This window comes from Streptomyces sp. NPDC014907 (assembly GCF_055562975.1).
In genome coordinates this window covers 138,968-155,917 of sequence record NZ_JBVHEG010000006.1, presented here as the reverse complement: position 1 = coordinate 155,917, position 16,950 = coordinate 138,968, and the positions used below count along the sequence as shown (strand labels likewise).

The following is a 16,950-nucleotide window of genomic DNA, read 5'->3' as shown; positions in this document are numbered from 1 at the left end:
GCCCCGGGGCCGGGGACGCGCGCCGTCCCCGGGCTCCGGGGAGGGGCGCGGCCGGCTCCGGACGCGCGGCCGGCCTAGGCCACCGCGTCGAAGCCCGTGTCGCGGGCCATCTTCTTCAGTTCCAGGAGGGCGTGCTTCTCGATCTGGCGAATGCGCTCGCGGGTCAGTCCGTGCTCCTTGCCGACCTCGGTCAGGGTCCGCTCGCGTCCGTCCTCGATGCCGTACCGCATGCGGATGATCGAGGCCGTGCGGTGGTCCAGCTTGGCGATCAGGTCGTCCAGCTCCTCGCTGCGCAGCAGCGTGAGCACCGACTGCTCCGGGGAGACCGCCGAGGTGTCCTCCAGGAGGTCGCCGAACTGGGTCTCGCCCTCGTCGTCCACCGACATGTTCAGCGAGACCGGGTCCCGCGCCCAGTCCATGACGTCGACGATCCGCTCGGGCGTCGAGCCGAGTTCGGCGGCGATCTCCGCGGGCTCGGGATCGCGCCCGTTCTCCCGGTTGAACTCGCGCTGCACGCGCCGGATGCGCCCCAGCTCCTCCACCAGGTGGACGGGGAGCCGGATGGTGCGGGACTGGTCGGCGATGGAACGGGTGATGGCCTGCCGGATCCACCAGGTCGCGTACGTGGAGAACTTGAAGCCCTTCGCGTAGTCGAACTTCTCGACCGCGCGCACCAGGCCCGCGTTCCCCTCCTGGATCAGGTCGAGCAGCGGCAGGCCGCTGCGCGGGTAGCGCCGGGCGACGGCCACCACGAGCCGCAGGTTGGACTTGATGAAGAGGTCCTTGGCGCGCTCGCCCTCGGCGACCAGCGCTTCGAGCTCCTCGCGGGTCGCGCCGCCCGCCTCGCTCTCGACCTCCCCGTCCAGGATCTGCCGGGCGTACACGCCGGCCTCGATCGTCTGGGAGAGCTCGACCTCCTTGGCGGCGTCGAGCAGGGGCGTGCGCGCGATCTCGTCGAGGTACATGCCGACCAGGTCGCGATCGGCGATCTCCCCGCCCACGGCGCGAACGCTGCTTGCCCGGCCGGCCCCGCTCACGGCGGAGGTCTTGCGGCGGGCAACGGCACGGGTTGCCATGCGTGCTCCCTTGCTGAGTAGGTCACGACACCCTTTCGGGTGCCCTGCATCCGACGGAAACAACGACTGGAATCAGGACAGAATTCCCACCCGCCCCTGGATTCTCGCGATCATGCAGTATCCTGCGCGGCTCCCACCGCACCCGATGGTCCGCCCGCATCCGTGGACGCGCAGGTCAGAGCGGCCGTGGAGGGGGTGCCTCACCCTCGGCGCGAGCCCTCGTCCTCACCGCGGGTGAGATCACGATCACACCCGGCGGCACTCCTTCAGACGCGTCACGGTGGTACGGGGTTGCCCGTCCCGCGCCCGCGCCCCCCGGTGGGGACGGTGGGGGCGGTCCGCGCCGCGCCGAACCGGCGCACGCCCTCGGGTACCGGGCGGCCCGCCACCAGCCGCTTCCGCCGCTCACCGCGCTGCCCGCCGCGCCGACGGCGGCGGCGCTGGACTCCGTGCCCCCGGTGCCGGACCAGGGGGGCGGGATCAGGAGCCGGCTCGCGCGGCTGACGGCGTTCCCGGCGTGGGGCACGGCCCGGACCCGGCGAAGGCGCTGCTGGAGGAGCTGGTGGCGGCGGCGACGCACCGGTACGCGTCCCGCGGGTACGGCGGACCGGTCATGCCGGCGCACGCGGCGACCGCGGTCCTGCGCGCCCTGCCCGCGCTCCCCCGCGCGCTGTGGGTACCGAGCCCGGCCGCGGCCTGGGCGGCGGCGGCCGCGGTGACCGCCGCCCACGCCCCGGCGGCGGCCGCCCCGTACGCGCGGGCCCCGTGGAGGCCCGAGGAGGTCTTCGCGCGGGCGGCGGCGCACGGCGCCGACCACACGGTCGAGTTCGCGGACACGGCGCTCGACGTGGGCGGGCCGCCGGCCCCGGCGGCCGCCCTCCGCGCGGTCGAGCTGAATCCGCCCGTCTCCCGAGGACGGCCGGGGGCGGTCAGCCGAACTGCACGGACCGCTTGGCGAGGCCCATCCAGAAGCCGTCGATCACCGACCGCTCCGTGGCGAGGTCGCCGGCCGCGTCCGCCGCGCCGAGGGTGACGAAGAGCGGGGCGAAGTGTTCGGTGCGGGGGTGGGCGAGGCGTCCGGCGGGCGACTTGTCCGCGAAGTCGAGGAGGGCGTCGACGTCCCGCGCGCCCAGGGCCTCGCGCCCCCAGGCGTCGAACTCGGCGGACCAGGCGGGCACCCCGCCGCCGGGGTGCCGGAGCGCGGCGAGGTTGTGGGTGAAGAAGCCGCTGCCGACGATCAGGACCCCTTCGTCGCGCAGCGGGGCGAGCCGGCGCCCGATGTCCATGAGCCGGCGCGGGTCGAGCGTGGGCAGGGAGATCTGGAGCACGGGCACGTCGGCGTCGGGGTACATCTCGACGAGCGGGACGTACGCGCCGTGGTCGAGGCCCCGGCCGGGCATGTCCTGCACGGGCGTGCCGGGCGCGCGGAGCAGTTTGCGGACGCTCTCGGCGAGGGCCGGCGCGCCGGGGGCCCCGTACCGGACGCGGTAGTAGTGCTCGGGGAATCCCCAGAAGTCGTACACGAGGGGGACGGTCTCGGTGGCGCCGAGCGCGAGCGGGGCCTCCTCCCAGTGGGCGGAGACCATCAGGATCGCCTTCGGGCGCGGCAGGCCGGCGGCCCAGGCGGCCAGTTCGCCGGGCCAGAGGGGGTCGTCGGCGAGCGGCGGGGCCCCGTGGGACAGGTAGAGGGCGGGCATCCGTTCCAGCGTGGCGTCCATGGCGGCCACCTCCGACTTCCGGCAGGGTTCCGATGTGTTCCGCGTGCTTCCGTTCGTTCCGGTGCACCGCGACCCGGTTCTTGAAACTTCAAGTTCACCGGGGAAGCAGCATAGGACGATATAGTTCAACTTTCAAGGATGAGTCGTACGATGGGGGCATGGGAGACACGACCGAACCCCGCTGGCTCACCGACGAGGAGCACCGCGTCTGGCGCGCGTACCTGCACGCCACCACGCTCCTGGAGGACCACCTCGACCGCCAGCTCCAGCGCGACGCCGGAATGCCGCACGTCTACTACGGCCTGCTCGTCCGGCTCTCCCAGGCGCCCCGCCGCAGGATGCGGATGACCGAACTGGCCAAGGACGCCAAGATCACCCGTTCCCGGCTCTCCCACGCCGTGGCCCGGCTGGAGAAGAACGGCTGGGTCCGGCGCGAGGACTGCCCCTCCGACAAGCGCGGCCAGTTCGCCCGGCTCACGGACGAGGGCACGGAGGTCCTGCGCCGGAACGCACCCGGCCATGTGGCGGCCGTGCGCCAGGCCCTCTTCGACCGGCTCTCCCCGGAACAGGTGGGGCAGCTCGGCGAGATCATGCGGGTGATGGCGGAGGGGCTCGAACCCGTGGGCCCGGACGCGGACCTGCCCTGGCTCCGCTGAGCGCGGAGCCGGGGCGGGGGCGCCGGCCGGGGGTCAGTGGACCAGGACCGGGATCTTCACCTCGTCGCCGGCGTCCGCGCCGGACCCGGCGGCCACGCCGCCCTCCGGCTTCCCGGTGGTGATGAACGCGAAGGCGATCGCGGCCGAGACCGCCAGGATGCCGACCGCCCACCAGATGGCCGCCGCGTACCCCTCGACCATGCTCTGGAGCTGGAGCAGCTTCCGGGCGGCCGGGGTGGTGGCGCCGGCCGCGTGGCCGGTCAGATAGGCGGTGGTCGCCGAGGCGGCGATCGTGTTCAGCAGGGCCGTACCGATGGCGCCGCCGACCTGCTGCGAGGTGTTGACCATCGCGGAGGCCACGCCGGCGTCCTTCGGGTCCACGCCGTGCGTCGCGAGCGACATGGCCGGCATGAACGCCGTGCCCATGCCCAGGCCGAGCAGCAGCTGCGCGGGCAGGATCAGGCCGGCGTAGGAGGTGCCGATCTCCAGCCGCGTCAGGAGCAGCATGCCGACGGCGGCGGTCAGGAAGCCCGGGGCCATCAGCAGGCGCGGCGGGACGCGGGTCATCAGGCGCGCCCCGATCTGGGTCGAACCCGTGATCATGCCCACGATCATCGGCAGGAACGCGAAGCCCGTCCTGACCGGCGAGTACCCCTTCACGACCTGGAGGTAGTACGTCAGGAAGAGGAACAGGCCGAACATCGCGATGACGGCGAGGCCGAGCGACAGGTAGACGCCGCCGCGGTTGCGGTCGGCCAGGACGCGCAGCGGGAGCAGCGGCGACTTCACGCGCGCCTCGGTGACCACGAACGCCAGGAGCAGCACGGCGGAGCCGGCGAAGAGGCCGACCGTGCCCGCCTCGCTCCAGCCCTCGGACTCGGCGCGGGTGAAGCCGTACACGAGCGCGACCAGGCCCAGGGTGGACAGGACGACTCCGGGGACGTCGAGCGCGGAGCGGTTGCGGCCGCCCGCGGGCTCGCGGACGACGAGGTACGCGCCGACGGCCGCGACCGCGGCGAACGGGATGTTGACGAAGAAGGTCCAGCGCCAGTTCAGGTACTCGGTGAGGAAGCCGCCGAGGATCAGGCCCACGGCACCGCCGCCGCCGGCGATCGCGCCGAAGATGCCGAAGGCCTTGGCGCGCTCCTTGCCGTCGGTGAAGGTCACGGCGAGCAGCGAGAGCGCGGCGGGCGCGAGGAGCGCGCCGAAGAGGCCCTGGAGCGCGCGGGCCCCGAGCATCATGGCCTCGCCGTTCGCGGCCCCGCCGAGGGCGGAGGCGGCCGCGAAGCCGGCGAGGCCGACGACGAAGGCGCGCTTGCGTCCCCACAGGTCGGCGATGCGCCCGCCGAAGAGGAGCAGTCCGCCGAAGGCGAGGGCGTAGGCGGTGATGACCCACTGCCGGTTGCCGTCGGAGATCCCGAGGTCCCGCTGGGCGGAGGGCAGGGCGATGTTCACGATCGTCGCGTCGAGGACGACCATGAGCTGGGCGAGGGCGATGAAGACGAGCGCCTTCCAGCGTCCGGGGTCGGCCCCGGGCACGGTGCTCGGGGCGGTGTCGGCGGTTTTCGGCATGGGTGGGCCACCTCTTGGCGCGTACGGGTACGTGAGGGAGGAAAAGGGCGTACGGAAACCCGGGACCGCGCCCCGGGGCTGCGGACCCTGCGGTCTGTGGGTCTGTGGGTCTGCGGGTCTGTGGGGTGTGCGGGCCTATGGGGCCTGCGGGTCTACGGGGTCTGCGCGTTCCGCGGGTCCGTGGGGCCCGGGGTCGGCGGGCGGGTCACGACGGTCGGGAGCCGTGTCTCAGGTCCTCCAGGGTGGCGGCCGTTCCGGGCAGTTCGGAGCGCGCGGGCGCCTCCAGACCGTCCAGGAACAGCTGCAGATGACGGTGGACGAACGGGGCGAAGGTCCCGCAGCCCGTTCCCGGCAGCGGGCGGGTCAGCTGGGAGAGCGCCACCATCAGGTCGCCGACGCCGACGTCGGGACGGAGCCGGCCGGCCCGCTGCGCCCGTTCCACGAGGCCCCGGACGGCCTCCTCCAGCCGTTCGCCCTCGGCCCTCAGGTCGGGGTGCTCCCGGTCGAAGGAGTCGTCGAGCACCGGGCAGAGGGCCCCGACGCGTTCCTCGGCGGCGGCGTGGGCGAAGCGGCGGAGGGCGGCGAAGGTGTCGCCCTCCTCGGCGGCGGCCCGTTCGGCGAGCGCGGTCACGCGGGCCATGAGCGAGAGGACGACCTCGTGGACGAGGTCGGCCCGTTCGGGGAAGTTCCGGTAGAGCGTGGCGTTCCCGACGCCCGCGCGGCGCGCGACCTCGTCGTACGGCACCTCGGGGCCGGACTCGACGAACATCTCGCGGGCCGCCGTGACGATCCGCTCGCGGTTGCGCAGGGCGTCCGCCCTCGGCCGGGGCGTCCGGCGGGCGGGCGCGGCGCCGGTGGCGCCGGCGGCGTTCCTGGTCACGTCACGGCCTCCTCGACCTCACCGGGGAACTTCTCCCCACTTCGCTGGACACAGGCGTAAACGGGGACCCGCTCCCCGGTTATTTCCCGCACCCCCTGTGACCCCAGTCACACATGCCTCGTTTCACGGAATACCCACGATCGGGTCACCCGGCGCGCGCACCCGCACCACCCGTCACAGGCTGATCGCACGGCGCGAACCCCCTCCGCGCGCGACGGGGACGACCGCCGACCTGCCCCCACCGGAGAGGCGACCGCATGCAGCACCCCCGACGACGGATACGCAGACCCGTCGCCCTGGCGGCGACCGCGGCACTCTCCCTCGCCCTGCTCACCTCCGCGAGCACCACCCTCCGCAGGCCCCCTCCCGCCTCGGCCGGACCCGTGGCCGCCGCGCCGGACAACGTCCGCCTGGCGCCGTGCCGCATCGCCACGACGATGGGCGTGCAGATGTCGGAGGGGCTGCCCACCGCCCCCGGGTACGTGCGCTCCACGGGCCTCGTCAGGGCCCTCAACCTGATGATCGACTTCCCGGACGCCGCCGGGGACGGCACGGCGATGGGCCGCTTCCGCGAGTTCTTCCCGCAGACCGCCGAATGGTTCCGCACCAGTTCGTACGGCCGCCTGCACTACAAGGCCGAGGCGCCGATACCCGACTGGCTGCGGATGCCCCGGACGTTCTCCTCGTACGGGATCGGGCGCGGCTCCCCGTACGAGCCCGGCTACCGCGCCCTCGTCGAGGACATCGTGAAGGCCGCCGACCCGCGCGTGGACTTCAGCGCGTACGACCTGGTGAACGTCCTCGTCACCCCGAACGCCGGGCCCTCCGCCCTCGACACCGTCCTGTCCGTGACCTTCTCCGGCAACGACGAGGCCCCGTACGCCGACGGCGTGCCGCTCGCCAACGCGTCCTTCGTCTACAGCCGCCAGGACGACGGCTCCGGCAGCTTCGCGGAGACCGGCTACCGGGTCCTGCCGCACGAGAACGGGCACGTCTTCGGCCTGCCCGACCTCTACACGGCGGACGGCGGCGGCACCGTCGGGCACTGGGACATCATGTCCGAGGACTGGGGGGCCAACAACGACCTCCTCGGCTGGCACAAGTGGAAACTGGGCTGGCTCGACAACGACCAGGTGGGCTGCGCCTCCGGCACCGGCGCCACCGACTACACGCTGACCCCGCTGGCGGACGCCGGCGGCCCCAAGCTCGTGTTCGTCCCGCTCTCCGGCACGTCGGGGTACGCGGTCGAGGTGCGCGCCGGGGGCGGCAACGACGAGGCGGTGTGCGAGCGGGGCGTCCTCGTCTACCGGGTCGAGTCGGACGTGGACACCGGCCACGGTCCGGTGACCGTGGCCGACAGCGAGCGGGCCAGCGGCGGCTGCACCCACCGCGCCAACGTCCACGCGGAGCTGTCGGACGCCCCGTACGGCCCCGGCGAGACCTTCACGGACCGCGCCAACGGGATCAGGATCTCCGTCCTGGACGAGGACGGGACGGGGACGTACCGGGTCCGGGTCACCCGCGACTGAACGGGCCCCGAGGGCGGAACCCCCTCCCCGCGGGCTTCCCCCCGCACCCCGCACCCCGCGCCGGGACAGGAGCCGGACACGTCACCGGCACCCCGTACCGCCTCCCGTGGGCGACGGTGTCCCCCGGGCGGGGCCGGGCGCCCGGACCCCTCCGTGGCCCGTCCGGGCGACGGGTGAACCGTGGTCCTCAGCCCCCGCCGGCGGGCCGGCCGTCGCGGGGCACGGCGACGGCGGTCAGTATCAGCCCGTCGCGTGCCGCCCACCGGCCCCGGAAGGAGCCGACCGGACCGGGCACGAGGAGGCGGGCGTCGAACGTTCCCCCGGGGTCCAGGACGATCATCGCGTCCTCGAATCCCAGCCAGCGGTGCGTCAACGGGAACCACGCCTTGTACACCGCCTCCTTGGCGCTGAACAGCAGCCGGTCGGGATGACGGGCCCCCGCCCGCGCCAACCGCGTACGCTCCGCCGGCAGACCGACCTGTTCGAGCACCCCCTCCGGCAGCGGCTCGTCCGGCTCGGCGTCGATTCCGATCGTCCTGAACCGCGTCGCCCGCCCGACCGCGGCGGCACGGTAACCGGCGCAGTGCGTGAGGCTTCCGACGACTCCCTCCGGCCACAGCGGTTCCCGCGCCGGACCCCTCAGGATCGGCACCGGGGCGACGCCGATCCGGGCCAGCGCGCGGCGGGCGCAGACCCTGGCCGCGGCGAACTCCGACCGGCGGTCCGGCGGCGCCCCCTCCACCAGGGCCCGCTCCTCCGGGAGGAGCCCCGTCCCGGAAGCGTCGCCGTGCGATTCGGCCACGGCCGCGGCACCGGGAAGCATCTTCCCCATCAGGCCCGTCGCGGCGACCGCCCGGGGCAGCGTTTCTTCGATCACGCCGCCTCCGGGAGATCCGGTGCGGGGCGACGGCTCCCGCGACGCGGGCCCACGGGCGCGGTCCGCGCGGGGGACGGTTCGGCGGTCGGACGGGGCCCGGGGCGCTGGTGTCGGCGCTGCTCCATGCGGTCGAGCATCGCAGGGCGGGCGGAGAGGGGAGGGGCCGTCTGTCAGGTCTCCTTCAGCGCCCGGTGGCCGGTCGGCCCGCCCGGCCCGTCCGGCCTGCCGCGGCCCCTGCCCGGCCTCCGGCGGCCCAGGAGCCGCAGAGCCGCGGAGCCGCGGAGCCGCGGAGCCGCGGAGCCGCGGAGAACAGCGCGCCCCGAGGTGACGACACGTCACTTCTCTTGCAGTTCCAGGTACTCCGAGAGCAGCGCCGCCGCCTTCAGCATCGCCAGGCCCCGGGCCGTGACCCGCCGGAGCCAGTCGTCGAGGGCCGCCTCCAGCTCCTGGGTGTCGCCGGCCGCGCGGACCTGCTGGACGACGGTGGCGATCAGCTCCAGGGGATAGCGACCGCGACGGAGGAAGTGGGCCAGCTCCGCGTCGCGGACGTCGTCGGCGTCGTACGTGCGGTGGCCGGTCCCGGGGTGGCGGTCGGGGAGGAGCACGCCCGCCTCCTCCCACTTGCGGATGGTCGCCACGCTGACGCCGAGACGGTGGGCCAGCTCGCCGATGGTGAAGGGCTGGGTGGTCCTCGGCGCGCGCCAGGCGCTCCGCGAGCGCTTCGTCAGGTGGGCCAGGACCTCGCCCACGGCGGCCAGCGTGCCCCGGTCCCTGAGGAGTTCGGCGTGACTGCGGTCGACGGCGGCCAGGGCGTCGTCCAGCCGGCCCTCGGTGACCGCCCGCATGATCGTGCCGCCCTCGGCGTACCCGTGGGCCGGAACCATGGCCCGGTAGGCCCTCAGGGCGGCGGCGTGCCGTTCGGTGTAGCGGCGGTAGCCGTTTCCCGTGCGCTCGGCGGGAGGAAGGAAGCCGTCGCGTTCGTAATTGCGCACGGTCTGCGGAGAGATGCCGTGCTCTTGGGCGAGATCGGCCGGTCGGAAATATGCCATGTTTGAAACTATAGGAGGCAATCCGCCGTCACCGGCGGGCCAAGGTTCAAGAGGATGTTCAGGTGTAGCTTTCAGCCCAAGGCACCCCGGAAATGTCGTCGGACCCTTGGAAGGGAACGTCTGAAGATGCCAGCAGCGATCGAAGTGGCTGGACTGTGCAAGCGATTCGGTTCGGTGACCGCCCTCGACAACCTTGAGCTGAGCGTGCCGGAGGGCACCGTGCACGGGCTGCTCGGGCCCAACGGCGCGGGCAAGACGACCGCCGTGCGCGTGCTGAGCACCCTGCTCAGCCCGGACGAGGGGAAGGCCGAGGTCTTCGGGCTCGACGTGCGCCGCAACCCCCTGTCGGTGCGGTCCATCATCGGTCTGACGGGGCAGTACACCGCGGTCGACGACATGCTGACCGGGTCGGAGAACCTGCACATGATCGGCAGGCTGTTCCGGATGTCGACCGCGGACACGAAGGCCCGGGCGAGCGAGCTCCTGGAGCGCTTCGACCTGACGGAGGCCGCCGGCCGGCCCGCCAAGACCTACTCCGGAGGCATGCGCCGCCGGCTCGACATCGCCGCCGGGCTCATGGGCCGCCCGCAGCTGATCTTCCTCGACGAGCCCACCACGGCCCTCGACCCGCGCAGCCGCATGGACGTGTGGCGGATCGTCAACGAGCTGGTGGCCGACGGCACCACCGTCCTCCTCACCACGCAGTACCTGGAGGAGGCCGACCACCTCGCCGACTCGCTCTCCGTGATCGACCACGGCCGGGTCATCGCCAGCGGCACCCCGGACCAGCTCAAGGCCGAGGTCGGCCAGAGCTGGGCCGACGTCACGCTCATCGACTCCGGCGCGGTCGACGGGACGGTGCGGCTCCTGCGCGAGCTGCTCGGCACCCAGCCGGTCGCCGAGCCCGAGACGATGCAGGTGCACGCCCCGCTGCCCGACGGCATGACGCTGAACGAACTGCTCAACCCGCTGCGGGACGCCGGCATCGCGATCGCCGACGTCGCCGTGCGCCGGCCCACGCTCGACGACGTCTTCCTCGCCTTCACCGGACAGACCGCGACGGCCCGCGCCACCGAGAACACGGGCACCGACAAGAAGGGCGGCAAGCACTGATGGCCACCACGTCCCTGGACCTGGACGCGCGACGGGACCTCGGCGCCGTCCAGCAGAAGAGCGGCCTGTCCTGGTGGCTCTCCGACGCCTGGCAGATGGCGCTGCGCAACTTCCGGCACCTGCTGCGCAGTCCCGAGCTGGTGATGTTCTCCCTGGTCCAGCCGGTCATGTTCATCCTGCTGTTCGCGTACGTCTTCGGCGGGGCGATCAACGTGCAGGGCGGGAACTACCCGCAGTTCCTGCTGCCGGGCATCCTCGTGCAGATGGTGCTCTTCGGTTCGGTCGCCGGCACCACGATCGGCGTGTCCACCGACATGAGCCGCGGTCTGATGGACCGGTTCCGCTCGATGCCGATGAGCCGTTCCGCCGTCCTCGTCGGACGGTCGTTCTCGGAGATCGTCCGCAACGTCGCGTCCGTGCTCGTCGTGGTCCTGATGGGGCTGCTCATCGGCTTCCGCTTCCAGGGCGGGTTCCTGTCCGCCCTCGGCGGCGTCTCGCTGCTGCTGCTCTTCGGCTACGCGCTCACCTGGGTCGGCGCGATGATCGGGCTCTCCGTGGCCAACCCGGAGGCGGCGCAGTCGGCCGGACTGATCTGGATCTTCCCGTTCAGCCTGATCTCGTCGGCGTTCGTCCCCACCGGCACCATGCCGTCCTGGCTCCAGGTGTACGCCGAGGCCAGCCCCATGACCACCACGGTGAACGCGCTGCGGGCCCTCTTCAACGGCGAGCCCGCCACGGACTACGTCCTGCTCACCATCGGCTGGTCGATCGCCCTGGTCGCGGTCTTCGCCCCGCTCGCCACCCGCAAGTACAGCCGGCGCTCCCAGTGACCCGCCGCTGACCCGGCCCACGAAAACGGCCGCCCCCTCGGTTCTCCGAGAGGGCGGCCGTTTTCGTGGGCCGGGGTCCGGGGGTCAGCCCCGCCGGGGCGGATTCCACCAGCCGCCCGCGTTGTACGGGGCCGACGAGCCCGGTGTCACGACGTAACCAGCGGTCTTTCCGGAGGAGTTGACGGCGTTGGCGTACGACCCCAGGCCCTTCCCGCCGAGGTCGGTCGTCTTGATCCGGCCCCCGTCGCCCGGCTCCCACATCACCGCCGCGAAGGGGAACGAGGCCGACTCGGGGGCGGGACGGATGCCCACCATCCGGCCCCGGTCGTTGATCTCGAACGCCACCTGGCCGGGAAGCGCGACCGGCGCCGCGTCCGCGCTCGGCCAGTAGACGGCGGTGGGCGCCGTGCCGGGCGTGTTCATCCGCCAGCCGACGACCGTCCCGCGCTCGTTGCGGTCGGTGGCGAAGGTGTCGCTGCCACCGCCGGAGGAGAGCGTGCGCGGGGTCAGGGTGCCGGGCTCCCACACGGTCGCCGTGTGGTGCCACGCCCCGGTGCCGACCGGGGACACCAGCCCCCCGGCCACCCCGCCGCGCTCGTCCAGGGTGCGTGCGATCGGCACGGCCCCGGCGCCCCCGGCACCGGCCGTCGGAAGGGTGGCGTACGTCCTCGTGGCCGGGTCCCACAGGAAGGAGCCGACCGGGAGGCCGACGCCCGTGGGGTCCGTGCCGACGACGAGCACCGTGCCCGCGTCGTTGATGTCCACGGCCTGGGCGCCGGCGGCGCCGGGCGGCAGCGGAAGGACCTCCGGACCGGTGCCCGGCCGCCAGACGAAGGGCTGGGGCAGCCCGGCGCCCGGTGTGATCCCGAGGGTGCCGGCCACGGTGCCGAACCGGTTGACCGCCTCGGCCCGGGTGCTGCGCGGGTCGGACGGCGTGAGGTCGGTGAGCCCGCCGCCGCTCTCCGGGTCCATGACGAAGGCGTGGGTCGCCGCGGAGCCGGGGACCGCGGCGGCGCCGACGACGACGCCCCGGTCACTGATGTCGAAGGCCTCGCTCTGCGCGGCCGGACCCGCGAGCGAGCCGACACCGTGGAACCGCACGCCCGCCCGGTCCGCGACGCCGTCGGACGCCCCGGTGCCGGACGCCGTGAAGCCGGCCGGCCGGACGCCGGAGGCCCCGCCGGCGCCCGGAGCCGCGAGGAGGGCCGGACCCGCCGTCGCGCCGGAGTGGACCGGGCGGCCCGCCCCGGCGTCCCCGCCCGCGGCGAGCGCGCCGAGCCCGAGGCCGGGGGCGCAGCCCGTCGTCGCCAGCACCAGCACGGCCGAGGCGGCCACCAGACGCGATCTGCTCATGGGGGGCACCTCACCGCTCCGCGTGGCCGCGGGCGAGGCGGCGGAGGTTGTGGTGGGCGACGTCACGGCCGAGGTCCGCGCCGATCTCGTCGGAGAAGCGGAAGTGGACGCCGGCGAGGACGCGGGCGTCGACGTTCTCCCTCGTGAGCTTCGTCCACGCCGTGCCGCGCGGGTAGTGGCGGGTGACGACCTTGCCGTCGCCGCGCTTCCAGGTGCTGGTGAACTCCACCGGGCTGTACGGCCCGACGAGCGCCGTCACGACCACCTCGGCGGCGCCGGCGGTGACGGCGTGGCCGCTGGGGAACTCGGGGTGCGGCGGCGTCTGGAGGAACGACTCCCACGTGGGGTCGGGAGTGGTGCGGGGGTCGCCGTCGGTGTCCGCGAAGCGGATCGCCGTGACCGGGCGCCAGTGCAGCCGGACGTACTTGGCGTCGAAGCAGGCGATGCTGGAGTCCACGATGGACGATCCGAGCGCCGCGAGGACCAGCACCTTGTTGCGGCGGGAGCGGCTCCGCTGCCCGACCAGCGCGCGCAGCGCCGGCACGTAGTGGCTCAGCGGGTCCAGCCACGCCGTGTCCGTCTGCTCCTCGGTGCGCTCGGAGACCACCCCGCCGAGGCGGCGCACCTCTTCGAGGTCCCTGCGGTACCGGGCCGTGCCCAGCGCCGGCGGCGGGCCCGGACGGTAGCGGTCGGCCCGGTCGAGCAGGAAGGTGCGGGCCTTGCCGTACCCGGCGGCGACCAGCATCGTCTGGCCCGGCGTGTACCGGTACACGCCGGGCGCCTCCGGCGGCAGTTCGAACGGCACGTTCACCGAGGCCATGTCGAGGCCGTCGCCGGTGCGCGCCGCGACCATGGAGGCCGCGGCCCTCCGGCCTGCGGCGACGCCCGCCTCCTTGGCCTCGCCGGCGGGCAGCCCGGCCAGCGAGCGGGCCAGGACGTCGTCGAACCTGACCGCCTGGTCGGGGACGAGGGCGAGCAGCACGCCGTGCACCGCGGTCGCCACGGCGGCGTCCTCGAAGACCGCGCGCCGGCCCCGGGCCGCCGCCCGCGGGGAGTTGATCGCCGCCCACGCCGCCATCCAGCCCATGGCCCAGGTGCGCTCGGGCAGTCCGTGCATCGGGGACGCGGCGAACGCCCCCAGCATCTCGTCGAGCCACGGACCCACGAGGTCCGTGGCGGCGCCGGACCCGGCGGGCACGGGCGTGGCGGCCCGGGCGGTGGCCGGCAGGGCCATCAGGCCGGCCGTGCCCGCGGCGACGCCGGCGGCGGCGACCAGCAGCCGGCGCCGTGAGGTGCCCGCGGTGAGGGGGGACACCGGCGATCCGGAAGAGCCTGTCGTCATCGTGCGACCTTTCGTCGGAAGGAGATCGGGAAAGAGGGGGCGGGGAAGGGGGGACGGCCGGGTGCGGGCGGCTCAGAGCCGGCGCAGCAGCGCCGCCCGGTCGACCTTGCCCGTGCTGGTGAGGGGAAGCGCGTCGAGGGCGACGATCCGGGTGGGGAGCATGTACGACGGCAGGACCGCGCGCAGGGCGCGGACGAGGTCCGCCTTCGCCGGCGCCCCGTCCGCCGGTACGTAGAAGGCGGCCAGCGTCCGGCCGCCGGGGCCCGGAGGCGCCACGACCGAGGCCGCCCGGACGCCCGGGACCTGGAGGAACGCCGCCTGCACCTCGCCCAGTTCGATGCGGTAGCCGCGTACCTTCACCTGGTCGTCGAGGCGGCCCAGGAACTCCAGCTCGCCGCTCGCCAGCCAGCGGGCGCGGTCGCCGGTGCGGTACATCCGCTCGCCCGGCAGCGGGGCCGCCGGGTCGGGCAGGAACCGGGTGGCGGTGAGGCGGGCGGCCGAGGCGTAGCCCAGGGCCACGCACGTGCCGGCGATGTACAGGTCGCCCTCCTCGCCGAGCGGGCAGGGCCGCAGGGCCTCGTCGAGGACGTAGTAGCGGGCGTTCTGCATCGGGGTGCCGTAGGGGATGCTCGGCCAGCCGGGGTCGACGTCGCCGATCCGGTAGCGGTTCGACCAGACGGTGCACTCGGTGGCGCCGCCGAGCGCCACCACCTCGGCGTTCGGGAACGCGGCCCGGATCTGGTCGGGGAGCGGCACCGGGATCCAGTCGCCGCTGAGGAGGACCAGGCGGAGCGCGTCGCGCCCGGCCGGCTCACGGGACTGGACGAACGGCATGAGCATGGCCAGGGCGGCGGGCGCCGAGTCCCAGATGGTCACGGTCCCCCGCTCCAGCAGGTCCACCAGGGCGTCCGGCTCGGCGATCTCCTCGGCCGAGGCCAGCCGCACCGTCCCGCCGGCGGCGAGCACGCCGAAGACGTCGTAGACGGACAGGTCGAAGCAGAAGGAGGTGACGAACAGGATCTCGTCGCCGGGCCCCACCCCGTGGGTGCGGTTCATCCAGTCGACGAGGTTGACCGCCGAGCGGTGGGTGACGGCGACGCCCTTCGGCTCCCCCGTCGAGCCCGAGGTGAAGATCGTGTAGCAGACGTCCTCGGCCGAAGGGCCGTCGGCGAGCGGGCCGTCCGGCCACGGCGCGACGTGGTGGCCGGTCCACAGCGGCTCGCGGGCCGTGGCCGGACCGCCGCCGGGGGCGGTCCGGACGACGGCGTCGTACCGCTCGGCCAGTTCGCCGGCGAACCGCCCGGCGTCGCGCCGGTGGACCTCGGCGCCGGTCACGCCCGGCAGCAGCTCGGGAAGGCGCTCGACGTAGCGGGGCGGCACCCGCAGGCCCGTGTGGGCGCCGAGCGCCGGATCGATGAGGTCGGCGAGGACGATGACGCCGTCGTCGGCGAGCAGCCCGCGGAGCGCGTCGAGGACGCCGGTCAGATGGTCGAGGTCCGGCAGGAACTGCACCGTGCTCGCCAGCAGGATCACGTCGAACCGGCCGTCGATCCGCTCGGCGGCCTCGTGGGCGAAGCACACCACGCCCTCGACCTCGGCACCGGCCCGGGCCCCGGCCTCCCGGCTGCGGGCGACGGAGACCGGTGACGGGTCGGCGGCGACGTAGCGGGACGTCTCCGGCGCCAGGGCCTCCACGATCAGGCCGGAGCCGCAGCCGATCTCCAGGACCGAGGGCCGCGCGGCGGTCGTCGCCGACCGGACGAAGCGGACGACGTGGTCCCGGTAGCCGCGCACGTCGTCCTCGCCGAAGTTCCCCTGCGCGCGCCGCAGGTTGAAGCCGGCGGCCTCCAGCGGGTCGGGCGAGCCGGCCACGTAGTCGAAGAAGTCGGCGACCCGCTCGCGGCGGAACCCGGCCGTCCAGGAGTGCTCCTCGGGGATGTCCGGGCACAGCACGTGGCGGAGCGACGGCACCTCCCACCGGAACTCCTGGACGGCCGCCAGGTGGGCGCGGTCGGTGAGCAGCGCCGTCACGCCGAGCCGGCCGAGCAGCCCGACCACCCGCAGCGCGGGCCAGGACGGGTCGAGCGGCACGTAGGAGGCGCCGCACTTGAGCACCGCGAGCAGGCCGACGAGCGCCGACGCGTCCCGCCCGCCGTAGAGGCCCACGGTGGAGCCGCGGCCCAGTCCCCGCGCGCGCAGCAGCCGCGCCAGCCGGTTGGCGCGGCGGTCCAGTTCGCCGTGGGTGAGGACCTGTTTGTCGGAGGTGACGACCGCCGGGTGGTCCGGGTACCGGCGGGCGGCCCCGGCGACCAGGCCGGGAAGGGTGGCCTCGTCGGGGAAGGACCGCGTGGTCTCGTTCCACCCGCTCCAGGGGGCGTCCGGGAAGGACGCCGGCGGAGCGCTCACCGGGCCGGTGACCGGAAGGCCTCGTGGGCCGCCAGTACGGTGGTCAGTTCGTTCACGGTCGGGTGGTCGAAGAAGAGCCGCAGCGGCAGGCGCGTGCCCGCGGCCCGGCCCAGCCCGGCCATGATGTCGGCGATCAGCAGGGAGTTCCCGCCGGCCTCGAAGAAGTCGTCGTCGTCGCCGAAGCCGTCGTGCTCCAGCGCGTCCGCCCACTGGGCCCGCACCAGCGCGCGCACCCGGTCGGGCTGCGGGCCGTCGTGGCCGTCGTGGTCCGGGCCGGCCACCCCGGCCGTTCGGAAGTCGTTCACCACTCGCTCCTGCGTTCTCTCGCGGTGCTCTGTGTCGTCAACCGGACTCCGCCGCGGCCTCGTCCGCGCGGCCGCGGTGTCGGTGCGGCCGCGGTGCGCGTGACGGCCGCGGCCCGGCCGCCCGGGTCCGGCCGGCGCCGGAGACTTCCGGAACGGTCCCTCGCCGCGCGGGTGGCGAGTTCTCGCCGGCGCGAACGGGGGTGCCAGTCTTGCCGCGGCGGCCGGGCGTTGTCCGAGGATCTTT

At 74.3% G+C, this 16,950-nt stretch carries 14 protein-coding genes and 1 pseudogene; 5 read left to right on the top strand and 10 right to left on the bottom strand.

Translation table 11 applies throughout. The features are described from left to right. Positions 1 to 74: 74 nt before the first annotated feature. Positions 75 to 1,076 (bottom strand): sigma-70 family RNA polymerase sigma factor, encoded by a 1,002-nt coding sequence (locus ACZ3IL_RS18460; RefSeq protein WP_467391469.1) that lies wholly within the window; start codon positions 1,074 to 1,076, stop codon positions 75 to 77. Positions 1,077 to 1,411: 335 nt separating this feature from the next. Here ACZ3IL_RS18460 and ACZ3IL_RS18455 point away from each other — a divergent pair. Beyond that, positions 1,412 to 2,109 (top strand): annotated as a pseudogene (locus tag ACZ3IL_RS18455) (hypothetical protein); the annotation flags it as partial. Here ACZ3IL_RS18455 and ACZ3IL_RS18450 read toward each other — a convergent pair. Next, a complete protein-coding gene (locus ACZ3IL_RS18450; RefSeq protein WP_467391468.1) occupies positions 2,006 to 2,794 on the bottom strand; it encodes a dioxygenase family protein in 789 nt (262 codons plus the stop codon). The pseudogene ACZ3IL_RS18455 and the gene ACZ3IL_RS18450 sit on opposite strands and share 104 nt — an antisense overlap. Positions 2,795 to 2,952: 158 nt before the next feature. Here ACZ3IL_RS18450 and ACZ3IL_RS18445 point away from each other — a divergent pair, with 158 nt between their 5' ends. Next, positions 2,953 to 3,450 (top strand): MarR family winged helix-turn-helix transcriptional regulator, encoded by a 498-nt coding sequence (locus tag ACZ3IL_RS18445; RefSeq protein ID WP_467391467.1) that lies wholly within the window; start codon positions 2,953 to 2,955, stop codon positions 3,448 to 3,450. 33 nt (positions 3,451 to 3,483) lie between these two features. Here the strand turns inward: ACZ3IL_RS18445 and ACZ3IL_RS18440 are convergent, their stop codons facing one another. Continuing rightward, positions 3,484 to 5,022 (bottom strand): MFS transporter, encoded by a 1,539-nt coding sequence (locus ACZ3IL_RS18440; protein ID WP_467391466.1) that lies wholly within the window; start codon positions 5,020 to 5,022, stop codon positions 3,484 to 3,486. A gap of 205 nt (positions 5,023 to 5,227) precedes the next feature. Further along, positions 5,228 to 5,902 carry a TetR/AcrR family transcriptional regulator gene (locus tag ACZ3IL_RS18435; protein WP_467391465.1) on the bottom strand — a complete coding sequence of 225 codons (675 nt, stop codon included), beginning with the start codon at positions 5,900 to 5,902 and terminating at the stop codon, positions 5,228 to 5,230. 257 nt (positions 5,903 to 6,159) lie between these two features. Here ACZ3IL_RS18435 and ACZ3IL_RS18430 point away from each other — a divergent pair, with 257 nt between their 5' ends. Further along, positions 6,160 to 7,431 (top strand): M6 family metalloprotease domain-containing protein, encoded by a 1,272-nt coding sequence (locus ACZ3IL_RS18430; protein ID WP_467391464.1) that lies wholly within the window; start codon positions 6,160 to 6,162, stop codon positions 7,429 to 7,431. Between the two features lie 187 nt (positions 7,432 to 7,618). Here ACZ3IL_RS18430 and ACZ3IL_RS18425 read toward each other — a convergent pair whose 3' ends face one another. Beyond that, positions 7,619 to 8,266 (bottom strand): 4'-phosphopantetheinyl transferase family protein, encoded by a 648-nt coding sequence (locus ACZ3IL_RS18425; protein WP_467391653.1) that lies wholly within the window; start codon positions 8,264 to 8,266, stop codon positions 7,619 to 7,621. A gap of 377 nt (positions 8,267 to 8,643) precedes the next feature. Continuing rightward, positions 8,644 to 9,357, bottom strand: a complete 714-nt coding sequence (locus ACZ3IL_RS18420) for a MerR family transcriptional regulator (RefSeq protein WP_467391463.1) — start codon at positions 9,355 to 9,357, stop codon at positions 8,644 to 8,646. Between the two features lie 126 nt (positions 9,358 to 9,483). Between ACZ3IL_RS18420 and ACZ3IL_RS18415 the strand changes: the two genes are divergently transcribed. Both ACZ3IL_RS18415 and ACZ3IL_RS18410 read left to right on the top strand, forming a co-directional pair. Then, positions 9,484 to 10,470, top strand: coding sequence for an ATP-binding cassette domain-containing protein (locus ACZ3IL_RS18415; protein WP_467391462.1), 987 nt, complete (start codon positions 9,484 to 9,486; stop codon positions 10,468 to 10,470). After that, the gene (locus tag ACZ3IL_RS18410; RefSeq protein ID WP_467391461.1) at positions 10,470 to 11,300 is read left to right on the top strand and encodes an ABC transporter permease; all 831 of its coding nucleotides are present in this window, start codon (positions 10,470 to 10,472) and stop codon (positions 11,298 to 11,300) included. Before ACZ3IL_RS18415 ends, ACZ3IL_RS18410 begins: the two co-directional genes overlap by 1 nt. Before the next feature lie 84 nt (positions 11,301 to 11,384). Here ACZ3IL_RS18410 and ACZ3IL_RS18405 read toward each other — a convergent pair whose 3' ends face one another. The 4 genes from ACZ3IL_RS18405 to ACZ3IL_RS18390 form a co-directional block, all read right to left on the bottom strand. Further along, positions 11,385 to 12,653, bottom strand: a complete 1,269-nt coding sequence (locus ACZ3IL_RS18405) for a hypothetical protein (RefSeq protein ID WP_467391460.1) — start codon at positions 12,651 to 12,653, stop codon at positions 11,385 to 11,387. A 10-nt stretch (positions 12,654 to 12,663) separates the two neighbouring features. After that, positions 12,664 to 13,995, bottom strand: a complete 1,332-nt coding sequence (locus tag ACZ3IL_RS18400) for a vanadium-dependent haloperoxidase (protein ID WP_467391459.1) — start codon at positions 13,993 to 13,995, stop codon at positions 12,664 to 12,666. Positions 13,996 to 14,067: 72 nt separating this feature from the next. Beyond that, positions 14,068 to 16,401: an amino acid adenylation domain-containing protein gene (locus ACZ3IL_RS18395; protein WP_467391458.1), complete on the bottom strand. Its 2,334-nt coding sequence runs from the start codon at positions 16,399 to 16,401 to the stop codon at positions 14,068 to 14,070. Further along, complete coding sequence (locus tag ACZ3IL_RS18390; RefSeq protein ID WP_467391457.1) at positions 16,398 to 16,706, bottom strand: acyl carrier protein; 309 nt, start codon at positions 16,704 to 16,706, stop codon at positions 16,398 to 16,400. Before ACZ3IL_RS18390 ends, ACZ3IL_RS18395 begins: the two co-directional genes overlap by 4 nt. Between the last annotated feature and the right edge of the window lie 244 nt (positions 16,707 to 16,950).